The sequence below is a fragment of the Pseudomonas sp. No.21 genome (assembly GCF_054558415.1).
Window position 1 is genome coordinate 188742 of sequence record NZ_BAAJNO010000004.1, and the last position, 14219, is coordinate 202960.

The window sequence follows — 14219 nt, forward strand, 5'->3', positions numbered from 1 at the left end:
CCTGCCGCCACGCCAGGCCACCAGGGACGATGTCGGCGCAGCTACAGGGAACGTGCTCCAGGGCCGCCGTCCGGCACGCCCACCCCTCCTGACTGCAACCGATCGCCCCCTCGGGCCGGCCCCAGCCATGCCACAGGAGATCCTGACCATGAAACCCCTCGCCGGCGCCCTCGCCGCCCTGACCCTCAGCGCCTGCGCCCAGGCCTCCGATTGCGGCTTCGCGCCGCTCAAGCTGGTGGCCAGCCCCGAAGCGCCCAGCACATTCGTCGGCGACGGCCAGCGCCTGCAGGTGCGCTTCGTCAACGAGAACCCGGACATCGCCGAGCCCGACGCCTTCCCCGAGCCGCCAGTGGTGCTGCTGGACAAGGCCAGCGGCAAGCGCTGCAACATCGAGGACGGAGGCATCTGGGCCCGCGACCCGCTGTTCCTCAGCCGCGACGAAACGCGCCTGGTGACCTACGAGTTCAGCGGCTCGAACGGCGAACTGGTGGCCTACGACACCGCCACCTGCAAGGTGCTGCACCGCCAGGACATCACCGGCAAGCGCGCCAGCGTCGAGGGCGAGGAGCTGGTGCTCGGTGCCGACTGCGACGACAGCGGCAGCTGCAAGACCCAAGCAAAGCAACCCGTACAGCCTTTCTGCAAACCCTGATAGGGATAGTCAATGAGCCTCGACACCTGCATCGTCAACGCCTGCACCGCGGCCTGGGACCAGAGCTTCATCGCCGGTACCCAGAACAAGAACAACTGCTCCGGCTTCCTGCAATCGGTGGCCGCCACCCTCGGCGTACCGATTCCCGGCGGCAACGCCGACGCCATCATGGGCGGCCTGCCCCAGGCCACCGGCTGGAAGGAACTGGCCAGCGGTGACGAAGCCGCGCAGAAGGCCTCCCAGGGCTACTTCGTGATCGCCGGCATCAAGGGCAGCGACCACAACCCGGCGCGCAACAACGGCCACGTCGCCGTGGTCATCGGCGGCACCCTGTACCGCGGCAAGTACCCGCGCGTCTGGTGCGGGAGCATCGCCGGCGCGGTCGGCCAGAGCCAGGGCCTGCGCTCGGTGGGCGAGGTCTGGAACCGCACCGACCGCGACCTGGTGAAGTACTTCGTCTACGCCACGGCCAGCTGCCGCGGCTGATCCACCCGCGCCGTGGATGACCCCGCCTCATCCACGGCCGCGCTCCCCGCACACCCCCGCCCCGCCCGCCTCCCCGCACTCCATGCCCGCCAGGGCGCCGGCCGGCTTCGGCCCACAGCAACATGAGCCATATTCATGCAACAGCCGGTGGGCGGTCGATCCCCTTCATCTTTGCTATGCTTTGCGACCTTTTCCGCCCAGCTAGTCAGGTCCTCCATGTCCAGCCCGCTCACCGATCGCAGCGCCCGCCTGCACGCCCTTCACCAAGCCCTCAAGGAACGCATCCTGATCCTCGACGGCGGCATGGGCACCATGATCCAGAGCTACAAGCTCCAGGAGGAGGACTACCGGGGCACGCGCTTCGCCGACTGGCCGAGCGACGTCAAGGGCAACAACGACCTGCTGCTGCTCTCGCGCCCGGACGTGATCCAGGCCATCGAGAAGGCCTACCTGGACGCTGGCGCGGACATCCTCGAGACCAACACCTTCAACGCCACCCAGGTGTCCCAGGCCGACTACGGCATGGAATCCCTGGTGTACGAGCTGAACGTCGAGGGCGCGCGCCTGGCCCGTGAAGTGGCCGACGCCAAGACCCTGGAAACCCCGGACAAGCCGCGCTTCGTCGCCGGCGTCCTCGGCCCGACCAGCCGCACCTGCTCCATCTCCCCCGACGTCAACGACCCGGGCTACCGCAACGTCACCTTCGACGAACTGGTGGAGAACTACACCGAGGCCACCCGTGGCCTGATGGAAGGCGGCGCCGACCTGATCCTGATCGAAACCATCTTCGACACCCTCAACGCCAAGGCGGCGATCTTCGCCGTGCAGGGCGTGTTCGAGGAGCTGGGCGTCGAGCTGCCGATCATGATCTCCGGCACCATCACCGACGCCTCCGGCCGCACCCTATCCGGCCAGACCACCGAGGCCTTCTGGAACTCGGTGAGCCACGCCAAGCCGATCTCCGTGGGCCTGAACTGCGCCCTCGGCGCCAAGGAACTGCGCCCCTACCTCGCCGAGCTGGCGAGCAAGGCCGGCACCCACGTCTCCGCCCACCCCAACGCCGGCCTGCCCAACGCCTTCGGCGAGTACGACGAAACCCCGGCGGAGATGGCCGTGGTGGTCGAGGAGTTCGCCGCCAGCGGCTTCCTCAACATCATCGGCGGCTGCTGCGGCACCACCCCGGGGCACATCGAGGCCATCGCCAAGGCCGTGGCCAAGCACCCGCCACGCGTGATCCCGGAGATTCCCAAGGCCTGCCGCCTGTCGGGCCTGGAGCCCTTCACCATCGACCGCAGCTCGCTGTTCGTGAACGTCGGCGAGCGCACCAACATCACCGGCTCCGCCAAGTTCGCCCGGCTGATCCGCGAGGAGAACTACACCGAGGCGCTGGAAGTCGCCCTGCAGCAGGTCGAGGCCGGCGCCCAGGTCATCGACATCAACATGGACGAGGGCATGCTCGACTCCAAGGCGGCGATGGTGCGCTTCCTCAACCTCATCGCCGGCGAGCCGGACATCTCCCGCGTGCCGATCATGATCGACTCCTCCAAGTGGGAAGTGATCGAGGCGGGCCTCAAATGCATCCAGGGCAAGGGCATCGTCAACTCCATCTCGATGAAGGAAGGCGTCGAGCAGTTCAAGCACCACGCCAAGCTGTGCAAGCGCTACGGTGCCGCCGTGGTGGTGATGGCCTTCGACGAGGTCGGCCAGGCCGACACCCAGGCGCGCAAGGAAGAAATCTGCAAGCGCAGCTACGACATCCTGGTCAATGAAGTGGGCTTCCCGCCGGAAGACATCATCTTCGACCCGAACATCTTCGCCGTCGCCACCGGCATCGAGGAACACAACAACTACGCGGTCGACTTCATCAACGCCTGCGCCTACATCCGCGACAACCTGCCCCACGCCCTGAGCTCGGGCGGCGTGTCCAACGTGTCGTTCTCCTTCCGCGGCAACAACCCGGTACGCGAGGCGATCCACTCGGTCTTCCTCTACTACGCCATCCGGAACGGCCTCTCCATGGGTATCGTCAACGCCGGCCAGCTGGAGATCTACGACGAGATCCCGAAAGAGCTGCGCGACGCCGTCGAGGACGTGGTGCTCAACCGCAACCCCAACGCCACCGAGGCCCTGCTGGCCATCGCCGACAAGTACCGGGGCGACGGCGCGGCCAAGGAAGTGGAGAACGAGGAGTGGCGTTCGCTGCCGGTCGACAAGCGCCTGGAACACGCGCTGGTCAAGGGCATCACCGCCTTCATCGTCGAAGACACCGAGGAATGCCGCCAGCAGTGCGCGCGCCCCATCGAAGTGATCGAAGGCCCGCTGATGTCCGGCATGAACGTGGTCGGCGACCTGTTCGGCTCGGGCAAGATGTTCCTCCCGCAGGTGGTCAAGTCCGCCCGCGTGATGAAGCAGGCGGTGGCCCACCTGATTCCCTTCATCGAAGCGGAGAAAGGCGACAAGCCCGAGGCCAAGGGCAAGATCCTCATGGCCACCGTCAAGGGCGACGTCCACGACATCGGCAAGAACATCGTCGGCGTGGTGCTCGGCTGCAACGGCTACGACATCGTCGACCTCGGCGTGATGGTGCCGGCGGAGAAGATCCTGCAGACCGCCCGCGACGAGAAATGCGACATCATCGGCCTCTCCGGCCTGATCACCCCGTCGCTGGACGAAATGGTCCACGTCGCCCGCGAGATGCAGCGCCAGGGCTTCCAGCTGCCGCTGATGATCGGCGGTGCCACCACCTCCAAGGCCCACACCGCGGTGAAGATCGACCCGCAGTACAGCAATGACGCCGTGGTCTACGTCACCGACGCCTCGCGCGCCGTGGGCGTGGCCACCCAGCTGCTGTCCAAGGAGCTCAAGGCCGGCTTCGTCGAGCGCACCCGCGCCGACTACGTCGAAACCCGCGAACGCACCGCCAACCGCGCCGCCCGCACCGAGCGCCTGGCCTACGCCGACGCCATCGCCAACAAGCCGGACTTCGACTGGGCCGGCTACCGTGCGCCCAAGCCCAGCTTCACCGGCGTGCGCGTGCTGGAAGACATCGACCTGGCCGTGCTGGCCGAGTACATCGACTGGACGCCCTTCTTCATCTCCTGGGACCTGGCCGGCAAATACCCGCGCATCCTCACCGACGAGGTGGTGGGCGAAGCCGCTACCGCGCTGTTCGCCGACGCCCAGGCGATGCTGAAGAAACTGATCGACGAGAAACTGATCAAGGCCCGCGCCGTGTTCGGCTTCTGGCCGGCCAACCAGGTCAACCACGACGACATCGAAGTGCGTGACGAGCAGGGCAAGCCGCTGGCCACCCTGCACCACCTGCGCCAGCAGACCATCAAGCCCGACGGCAAGCCGAACCTGTGCCTGGCCGACTTCGTCGCGCCCAAGGAGAGCGGCGTGGTCGACTATGTCGGCGGCTTCATCACCACCGCCGGCATCGGTGCCGAGGAAGTGGCCAAGGCCTATGAGGCCAAGGGCGACGACTACAACTCGATCATGGTCAAGGCCCTCGCCGACCGCCTGGCCGAAGCCTGCGCCGAATGGCTGCACGAGCGCGTGCGCAAGGACTACTGGGGCTACGCCGCCGACGAGCACCTGGACAACGAGGCGTTGATCAAGGAGCAGTACAACGGCATCCGCCCCGCCCCCGGCTACCCGGCCTGCCCGGACCACACCGAGAAAGGCACCCTGTTCGACCTGCTGGACCCGAGCGCCAGCTTCGACAAGGCCGGCGTCAGCGGCGTGTTCCTCACCGAGCACTACGCCATGTTCCCGGCGGCGGCCGTCAGCGGCTGGTACTTCGCCCACCCCGAGGCGCAGTACTTCGCCGTCGGCAAGATCGAACGCGACCAGGTGGAGAGCTACAGCAGGCGCAAGGGCCAGGACCAGGCCGTGAGCGAACGCTGGCTGGCGCCGAACCTCGGCTACGACTACTGACCCCGAACGGGCCCGCGCAATGCGGGCCTGGTTCTTTCTGGCTCCCAGCGGCGCAACGATGGGTTTCGCGGGGCTTGGTGCTCTTCGTAGGATGGGTCGGGCGGCGTTCCGCGAGCGAAGCGAAACCCATCACCGCGATGCTACACTCAGCCTTTCCGAAAGGCCCCTCCTCTCCCTTACGAACGACCACTCCTCCGAAACCACTGCAGGAACCCCGACATCTGCCGACATGCCTTTCAGAGGCGCAACGGCCCGGGCACTGCTATTGCATATCAAGTGCCTGCCGCGCCTCTGCCGTGCGCCGCCTTCCAGATCGGGAATCGAGGAGTACCGAATGTCTCTGCTGCCTGACCGCATATCCAGCCGCCTGACCCTGGGCGCGATCTTCCTCCTGCTGCTCACCGCCCTCGCCGTCTTCGCCATCATGGTGTTCCGCGGCCAGCCCCGGGTGGTGGCGGAAAGCAACGCCCTGATCGAACAGACCGGCAGCGCCATCGTCCGCCAGCTCGGCCTCAAGCTGGCCGGCATCGAAGGCCTGGCCGTCAGCATGGCGCACCTGGCCGAGGTCCTGCCCCGTGAAGAGGCGCTGTACCGCGACAACTTCCCCAACCTGATCGACAACGGCGGCGATGCGGCCATCGCCGGTGGCGGCATCTGGCCGGAGCCGAACGCCTTCGCCGACGGCACCGACCGCCGCAGCTTCTTCTGGGCCCGTGGCGCCGGAGGCGCGCTGGAATACTCCGACGACTACAACAAGCCCGACGGCCCCGGCTACCACAACGACGCCTGGTACACCGGCGCGCGCAGCGCAGCGGGCAACGCCTGCGTCTGGTCCGAGGCCTACCAGGACCCGGTGAGCAAGGTGCCCATGGTCACCTGCAGCGTGCCGTACAAGCTGCAGGGCCGCTTCGCCGGGGTCAGCACCATCGACCTGCGCCTCGACGACCTGGCCGCCTTCCTCCGCGACCAGGGCAAGGTCACCGGGGGCTACGCCTTCGCCCTCGACCCTGCCGGCAACATCCTGTTCTTCCCCCTGCCCGGCAGCGGCGCCGAAGCCAGCATGCAGAAGTTCGACGAACTCGCCGGTCGCCAAGACTGGCTGGCGCCGTTGGCCGAAGCACGCCGCAAGCTCGGCTCCGGCGGCACCGCCAGCGTGCCCCTGGATGACGACGCGGTGCTCGGCGAAGCCAGCCAGGCCAATCTCTTCGTCATGCCGCAAACCCACTGGACCGTCGGCCTGGTCACGCCCAGGGCACGGGTCACCGGGCTCGCCCAGGCGCTCACCTATGAACTGCTGGCCTTCCTCCTGCCGCTGCTCGGCCTGCTGCTGTTCTTCGTCTGGCTGGCCGGGCGCAAGATCCTCGAGCAACTGGGCGAGACCACCGCACAGATCGACGCACTGGGCAGCGGCCAGGGCGATGGCGGTGCGCTGACCATCCTGCGCGACGACGAGATCGGCGGCCTGCGCCGTTCGGTCAACCAGTACGCCGGCCGGCTGCAGGGCATGCTCCAGGTGATCGCCGACGAATCCCGGCGCATGCAGGAGGAAGCCACCAGCCTGGGCCGCCTCAGCGGCGCCCTGCTCCAGCGCGCCGAACAGCAGCGCCAGGAGAACACCCAGCTGGCGGCGGCCATCACCGAGATGTCCTCCAGCGCCAACGAAGTGGCGCAGAACACCAACGACTGCGCCGACACCGCGCAACGCTCCCAGGCCGTGGTCAACGAAGGCCAGCAGAAGGTCGCCTCCAACAGCCGCGCCATCCAGTCGCTGTCCAGCGAAATGGCGGCGGCCGCCACGGTGATCGCCCGCCTGGAGCAGGACAGCCAGCAGGTCGGCGCCGTGCTGGACGTGATCAAGGCCATCTCCGAGCAGACCAACCTGCTGGCCCTCAACGCCGCCATCGAGGCCGCGCGGGCCGGCGAGCAGGGGCGCGGCTTCGCCGTGGTGGCCGACGAGGTGCGCTCCCTGGCAGCCAAGACCCAGAGTTCGGCCAACGAGATCAGCGGCATGATCGCCAACCTGCAGCAGGCTTCGCGCCAGGCGGTCCAGGCGATGCAGGCCGGTGAGGCACGCACCCGCCACGCGGTGGAGGAAGCCGAAGGCGCCGCCGCGGCGCTGTCGACCACGGTGCAGAGCTTCGATGACATTTCCCAGCGCGCCCAGCAGATCGCCGTCGCCGCCCAGGAACAGAGCCACGTGACCCAGGAGATCAACGAACTGGCGGTGCGCATCCACTCGGCCAGCGAGGAGAACGCCCGCGATGCCGTCGACCTCGACGCCCTCGGCCAGGCGATGCGCCAGTCGGCGACGCGCCTGGCGGAGCTGAGCCGGGGCCGCTGAAGGCCGCCATACACAGAGGGGCGCCCCTACTTAAGCGCCGATGCCGGTGGTAGGATTCGCGCCCCATGCGCATCCAAGACCTGCACGACCGCCTCGCCGCCCTCGGCGCCAAGCCCATCCACCAGGGCCGGGTGATACGCGCCTGGCTGCAGGGCAAGCCCCTCGACGCCTGCACCCTGCGCCAGCAGGCCCAGGACTTCTTGCCCATCAGCGTGCGCGAAGGCCTGCCGGCCCTGGCCGAGGAGTTGGACAACCTAGCGCGGCTGCGCTCGGAACACCCCGCCGCCGACGGTTCGGCGCGCCTCCTGGTAGGCCTGGCCGATGGCCAGATGGTCGAAAGCGTGCTGTTGCCGCGCGACGGCCTGTGCGTTTCCAGCCAGGTCGGCTGCGCCGTGGGCTGCGTGTTCTGCATGACCGGCAAGAGCGGCCTGCTGCGCCAGGTCGGCAGCCTGGAGATCGTCGCCCAGGTAGCCCTGGCGCGACGCTATCGCAAGGTGAAGAAGGTGGTGTTCATGGGCATGGGCGAGCCGGCCCATAACCTCGACAACGTGCTGGAGGCCATCGACCTGCTGGGCACCGACGGCGGCATCGGCCACAAGAACCTGGTGTTCTCCACCGTGGGCGACCCGCGGGTGTTCGAACGCCTGCCGCAGCAACGGGTGAAGCCGGCCCTGGCGCTGTCGCTGCACAGCAGCCGCGCCGAACTGCGCGAACGCCTGCTGCCCAAGGCGCCGCGCATCAGCCCCGAGGAACTGGTCGAGCTGGGCGAGGCCTATGCCCGCACCACCGACTACCCCATCCAGTACCAATGGACGCTGCTCGCCGGCATCAACGACAGCCTGGAGGAAGCGGACGGCATCCTGCGCCTGCTCAAGGGCAAGTTCGCGGTGATGAACCTCATTCCCTACAACAGCCTGGAAGCCGACGACTACCAGCGCCCGGGCGGCGAACGCATCGTCGAACTGGTGCGCTACCTGCACAGCCGTGGCGTGCTGACCAAGGTGCGCAACTCCGCCGGCCAGGACATCGACGGAGGCTGCGGCCAACTGCGCGCCCGCGCCGGGACGCTCGATACCCGCCAGTTGCTGCATCGCGCACGTTGATCCGGGCAGCCTGCCGGGGGCGAGCTAAGCTTGTGCCCCACGGAGGTGCACCATGGACGACAGCAACGACGAAAACCAACGCCCCCTGACGTTCCGCGAGATGCTGCACAGCGTCGCGGCCGCCGCCTTCGGGGTACAGAGCGGCAAGAATCGCTCGCGGGACTTCAGCCGCGGCAAGCCCAGCCACTTCATCATCCTCGGGGTGCTCTTCACCCTGGTCTTCGCGCTGACGCTGTTCGGCGTGGTCAAGCTGGTGCTGCACCTCGCCGGGCTCTGATGCCCCGACCGACTGCGTCGGAAGCCCCCACGCCTGACCAGAGTCGTCATCGATGTGCGCGCGCAGCGCATCCGTAGGGTGGCGTAGGGCGAAGCGAAACCCACGCGGGGGGCGTGGCAGAGGCGCCATGCATAGCCGAAAGGCACCGTGCCCGAGCCTGTTGAGTCCGCAACAGCCAACGCAGACAGAGCCCATGGACTCGGCCCGCAGCCCGCACAGGACGGCATCGCCCTGGGGGCCCCGTGGCTGGCCGCCAGAGGGTTCGGCGGCGGGTTCGTTACTGGTGGCTGACCCAGAACACCGCAGTGGCCACCGCGATCAGGATCAGGCAGAAGATGGCGACGGCGTCGATGCCGCTGTCAGTACTGGATTGCTCGGTGTGATCGCTCATGGCATCCCCTTGCTGTGGTTATGGGCGCTACGTCCACGAGTTAAGACCAGGACCGGCAACCTCTCAAGGCACCCATCGACCTCGCACATCCCCAAGGTGGCCCCGCGCCGGAAAAACATGAGCTGAGCAACAGAAATGCACATTGGACCGCCCGTGGCAGAGGCCTTGAACCGCCCCGATGAATTACCATCGGGCACCGCATCGCCAAGGACAGGTTCACCATGTTTCAGAAGCTGCTGGAAAAAATCGGCCTTTCCACCGCCGCCGCCCCGGCCACGCCCTTTGCCAAGCACGTCGTCGAAAGCCTCGAGGTGCTCGACATCCTGGCTCCCGGCCTGGCCGAGCGCGCCGCCACCTACGTGCTCGGCGGCCAGGACGAAGGCGTCCTGCTCGACCTGCGCAAGGTGCCGGCCGAAGAGGCCGTCGTGCTCCTCGACATGCCCGCCACGCTGGGCTGGTGGCACCCCTCCGGCAACCTGCGCAACGACGCGCAGAAGCACAAGAAGCGCATCAACGCCGCCGCCAATGCCCGTGCCCGGCTCTATGTCGTAACCCCCGGGACCGACGTGCTCGCCCTCGCCCGCTTCGGCAAGGTGCTCGAAGCCGCCTGCCAGGGCGCCAACCTGGTGCGCATCGCCAAGGTGCCCGACTGGCTCATCTACCTGGTGGTCGACGCCCTGCACACGACGATGAAGAACCTCGGCAACAAGCACGGCGAGGAGTTGCGCAAGCACTGGACCCTCGACCTGCTGGTGCGCCTGCTGGCGGTGGACGACCTGCCGGCCGACGACGCCCTGCTGCTGCTCCTCGACCGCCGCGACCTCAACGAATACCACTGGCGCGACCTCGCCGCGCTGCTCGACCTGCCCGGCACCGGCGACTACCTGCTGCAGCACCCCTCCAGCACCCGCGCCCTGCCCTCGCGGCTGTCGGCGAGCGGTTGCCTGACCCTGGTGAAGCTGCTGGGCAGCCAGCGCACCCTCGCAGACGCCTACGCCGACGTACTGGTGCGCCTGGCGGTGAGCAACGCCAAGAGCGTTCGCGCCGAAGCCGCGCCCCAGGTGGAGACACTGCCGCTGCAGGTCAAGCTCACCCACTTGCAGCAGCTGCTGGAAGCAGGCAACAACGCCGAACGCGCCCAGGCCGCCGACATGCTCGCCCGTGCCGGCGAGCAAGCGCGCCCCCTGCTGCAGGCCCGCCTGGAGGTGGAGGGCTCCAAGCCCGTGCAACAGGCGCTGGCCAATGCCCTGGCGCGCCTGGACAGCCAGACCCGCGCCCAGCAGGAGGAACTGCCCGAGGCCGGCGACTTCGAGCGCTGCGCCGAGGTCCAGCTCGGCGATGCGGTGCTGCAGCTGCTGCGCCAGAACCTCGTGGAGCTGCTGGAGGAAAGCCGCATCGCCGCCGAGGAGGAGGTGCGCCAGAACCTCGAACACAAGCGCAAGTGGGACTGGCAGCAGAAGACCTACAAGTCGCTGCAGGCACTGGGCGAGTCGGACCTGCGCAACGCCCTGGAGCGCCTCAACGGCGCGGCGCGCGGCAAAGTCCCGAACGGCATCGACGCGGTGCTGCACTACAAGGGGCGCCTGGCGGCCAATGCCGACGTCAACCTGCTGCACATCCTCCGCTCCCCGGCCAACCGCCATTTCAACTGGTACCAGGTCGCCCAGTGGCTCAAGGGCGACGCCCTGCAGCGCCTGGACCTGCGCACCCTGGAAGACGCCCTGCAACGCAGCGGCCATGAAGACCCGGCGCGGGCCACGGCGGATATCTGCTTCGGCTGGAACTCGCCCATCGGGCAGATCGCCCCGGAGCGCGTCTGGCCCTTCTTCGCCGCGCACCCCGAGTTCATCGAAGAGGCCTTCGGCCTGCGCCCCGCTCCGGGCCGCTACAGCTACAGCGTGGCCACCACGCTGACCCTGCTCGAGCAGTTCCCCGTCCTGCCGGCGCGCTTCATCCCCGTGCTGCTGGAGCTGGCCCTGGGCAGCAGCAAGACCAACCGCGCCGAAGCCCAGCAACTGCTGGAGACCCTGCCGGACATTGGCGACCGCGCCGTGGAGGCCCTGGCTTCGAGCAAGCAGGAGATCCGCACCCTGGCCGCCGAATGGCTGCAGCGCCTGGGCTACCGCGAGGCGATTCCCGCGCTGAAGGCGACCCTGGCCAAGGAAAAGCGCGAAACCGTACGCGCCGCCCTGCTCACCACCCTGGAAAGCCTCGGCGAAGACATCTCCGGCCACCTGGCCCCGGACGTGCTGCTGGCCGAGGCGCAGAAAGGCCTGCAAACCAAGCCGCCGGCCAGCCTCGCGTGGCTCGACCTGGACCACCTGCCCGCCTGCCGGTGGCTCGACGGCACCCCGGTGGAACCGGCCATCCTGCGCTGGTGGGTGATCCTCGCCTGCAAGCTCAAGGAGCCCGCCGGCAACGGCCTGCTCAACCGCTACCTGGAGCGCCTCGCCCCTGCCAGCCGCAACGCCCTGGGCAAGAGCCTGCTGCTGGCCTTCATCGCCCAGGACACCCGCAACCCGACCCTGGAAGAGGCCATCGCCTACGCCCAGGCCAATGTCGCGCGGCAGATGCAGAACTACCAGGCCTGGGCGAAGTACTCGCCCGAGTACGCCGACATCACCCAGGAACAGGCCTTCGAATCGCTAAAGCGCGAGCACCTGGGCACCTACCTGGGCAGCGCCATCGCCGACAAGGGCATCCTCGCCCTCACCTGGCACACCACCGGCCACGAGCAGGTGAGCCTGATCCAGGCCTACATGCGCGACCACTACCCGCGTCGCTCGCAGATCGAAGCCATGCTCAGCGCCGCCGCCAACAGCAACGAGCCGCTGGTGATCCAGCTGCTGCTGTCCATCGCCCGCCGCCACCGCACCGCCTCGGTCCAGACCCGCGCCCGCGAGTTGGTGGAGCAGATCGCCCAGCGCAACGGCTGGAGCGCCGACGAACTGGCCGACCGCACCATCCCCAGCGCCGGCTTCGACGAAAACGGCGTGCTCGCCCTGCAGTACGGCGAGCGCCTGTTCACCGCGCGCCTCGATGCCGCGCTCAAGCTGGAGCTGTGCAACCCCGACGGCAAGGTGGTCAAGGCCCTGCCGGAGCCGCGCAAGAGCGACGACCCGGCGCTGATCAAGGAGGCCAAGACGCAGCTCTCCACCAGCAAGAAGGAGCTCAAGCAGGTGATCGACCTGCAGAGCCAGCGCCTCTACGAAGCCATGTGCGCAGCGCGCCTGTGGCCCGTGGCCGAGTGGCGCGAGTACCTGCAGCAGCACCCGATCATGCGCCACCTGCTGCAGCGCCTGGTCTGGGCCGAGGTGGGCGCCGAGGGGGCGACGCGCCTGTTCCGCCCCACCGAGGACGGCAGCCTGATCGACCTCGACGATGACGAGGTGGAGCTGGCCGACGGCAGCCTCGTGCGCCTCGCCCACGCCGCCCTGGTGGATGGCGAAACGGCCAAGGGCTGGGTCCGCCATTTCAAGGACTACAAGGTCAAGCCGCTGTTCGCGCAGATGTCGCGCCAGCTGCCGGAGATCAGCGCCGAAGCCGTCGCCGACCAGGAGAGCGGCAACGCCATCGGCGACCGCCTGGGCTGGCTGAGCGACACCTTCACCCTGCGCGGCGTGCTGACCAAGCTCGGCTACCAGCGCGCGGCCGCCGAGGATGGAGGCTTCTTCGACCACTACTTCAAGGAATTCACCAGCCTGGGCCTGCGCGTGAACATCGGCTTCACCGGCAACTGCCTGCCGGAGGAGAACGTCCCCGCCGCGCTGACCCGGCTTACCTTCGAGAAGATGGGCCGTCGCTGGTCCGGTGGCGACAGCCTGCCGCTGGCCGACATCCCGCCGGTCCTGCTCGCCGAAACCTACGCCGACTACCGAGCCGCCGCCGATGCCTGCGTCGGCTTCGATCCCCAGTGGGAGAAGAAGACCCCATGGTAAGCACCGTTCTCCGCCAGGCTGCGGAACAGCATTTCGCCGAGGAACTGCAACGCCTGGCCCAGGCCGACCAGCAGGCCGGCGCCGACCTGCCGCCCGGCTGGCTGCGCTCGCCGCGCTCGGTGCGACGCTTCATCCTCGGTGACGAGGCGCTCGGCGTCAGCCGCAAGTTCTACGGCGACGATGCCCTGGTGGACCGCGCCATCGTCACCCTGCTCGGCCGCCAGGGCCTGATGCTGGTGGGCGAGCCGGGCACGGCCAAGTCGATGCTCTCCGAGCTGCTCGCCGCCGCCATCAGCGGTGATTCGATGCTCACCATCCAGGGCACCGCCGGCACCACCGAAGACCACATCAAGTACTCCTGGAACTACGCCCTGCTGCTGGCCGAGGGCCCGACCCCGCGCGCCCTGGTGGGTTCGCCGCTGCACCAGGGGATGAGCCAGGGCAAGCTGGTGCGCTTCGAGGAGATCACCCGCTGCCCGCCGGAGATCCAGGACGTGCTGATCTCCCTGCTCTCGGAAAAGCAGATGATGATCCCCGAGCTGGGCGAGACCGGGCGGTTGCACGCCCGCCCCGGCTTCAACCTGATCGCCACCGCCAACCTGCGCGACCGGGGCGTGCACGAGATGTCCGCCGCCCTCAAGCGCCGCTTCAACTTCGAGACGGTGCGCCCCATCGCCGACGGCGAGTTCGAGGTGGAACTGGTGATGCGCCAGCTGCTGCGGGAACTGGGCGAGGAGGCCGGCAAGGTGGTGGTCGAGCGCGACGTCATCGGCCTGCTGGTCACCGTGTTCCAGGAGCTGCGCGGCGGCACCACCCGCGAGGGCACCGCGATCAAGGCGCCGGACGCGGTCATGTCCACCGCCGAGGCGGTCAGCGTGGCCTACGCCGCCGCGCTGGAGGCCCGCTACCTCGGCGACGGCCGCCTGGGCCCGGCCGAGCTGGCGCGGCAACTGCTCGGCGTGGTGTTCAAGGACAACCGCGACGACGCCAAGCGCCTGCGCCATTACCTGGACAGCGTGGTGCGTGAGCGCGCCCGCCGCGACGGCCAGTGGAAGCACTTCTTCGACGCCAGCAAGGGCCTGTTGGACTGAC

8 protein-coding genes and 1 pseudogene are annotated in these 14219 nt (G+C 68.4%); all 9 read left to right on the forward strand.

The genetic code is table 11. The features are described from left to right. Positions 1 to 148 precede the first annotated feature (148 nt). Positions 149 to 652 carry a hypothetical protein gene (locus tag ACYJSS_RS09330; protein WP_111263773.1) on the forward strand — a complete coding sequence of 168 codons (504 nt, stop codon included), beginning with the start codon at positions 149 to 151 and terminating at the stop codon, positions 650 to 652. 12 nt (positions 653 to 664) lie between these two features. Beyond that, positions 665 to 1138: a hypothetical protein gene (locus ACYJSS_RS09335; RefSeq protein WP_111263772.1), complete on the forward strand. Its 474-nt coding sequence runs from the start codon at positions 665 to 667 to the stop codon at positions 1136 to 1138. A gap of 216 nt (positions 1139 to 1354) precedes the next feature. After that, complete coding sequence (gene metH / locus ACYJSS_RS09340) at positions 1355 to 5077, forward strand: methionine synthase (RefSeq protein ID WP_236205656.1); 3723 nt, start codon at positions 1355 to 1357, stop codon at positions 5075 to 5077. A gap of 547 nt (positions 5078 to 5624) precedes the next feature. Further along, a pseudogene (locus ACYJSS_RS09345) lies at positions 5625 to 6017 on the forward strand (cache domain-containing protein); the annotation flags it as partial. A 120-nt stretch (positions 6018 to 6137) separates the two neighbouring features. Then, the gene (locus tag ACYJSS_RS09350; protein WP_373875125.1) at positions 6138 to 7418 is read left to right on the forward strand and encodes a methyl-accepting chemotaxis protein; all 1281 of its coding nucleotides are present in this window, start codon (positions 6138 to 6140) and stop codon (positions 7416 to 7418) included. Between the two features lie 65 nt (positions 7419 to 7483). Then, positions 7484 to 8521: an RNA methyltransferase gene (locus tag ACYJSS_RS09355; RefSeq protein WP_173178786.1), complete on the forward strand. Its 1038-nt coding sequence runs from the start codon at positions 7484 to 7486 to the stop codon at positions 8519 to 8521. Positions 8522 to 8573: 52 nt separating this feature from the next. After that, entirely contained in the window at positions 8574 to 8798 is a 225-nt protein-coding gene (locus tag ACYJSS_RS09360; RefSeq protein WP_111261356.1) for a DUF2970 domain-containing protein, read from the forward strand. A 612-nt stretch (positions 8799 to 9410) separates the two neighbouring features. Continuing rightward, the gene (locus tag ACYJSS_RS09365) at positions 9411 to 13127 is read left to right on the forward strand and encodes a DUF4132 domain-containing protein (protein ID WP_275672236.1); all 3717 of its coding nucleotides are present in this window, start codon (positions 9411 to 9413) and stop codon (positions 13125 to 13127) included. Further along, the gene (locus tag ACYJSS_RS09370) at positions 13121 to 14218 is read left to right on the forward strand and encodes an AAA family ATPase (protein WP_111261354.1); all 1098 of its coding nucleotides are present in this window, start codon (positions 13121 to 13123) and stop codon (positions 14216 to 14218) included. Before ACYJSS_RS09365 ends, ACYJSS_RS09370 begins: the two co-directional genes overlap by 7 nt. Position 14219 lies beyond the last annotated feature (1 nt).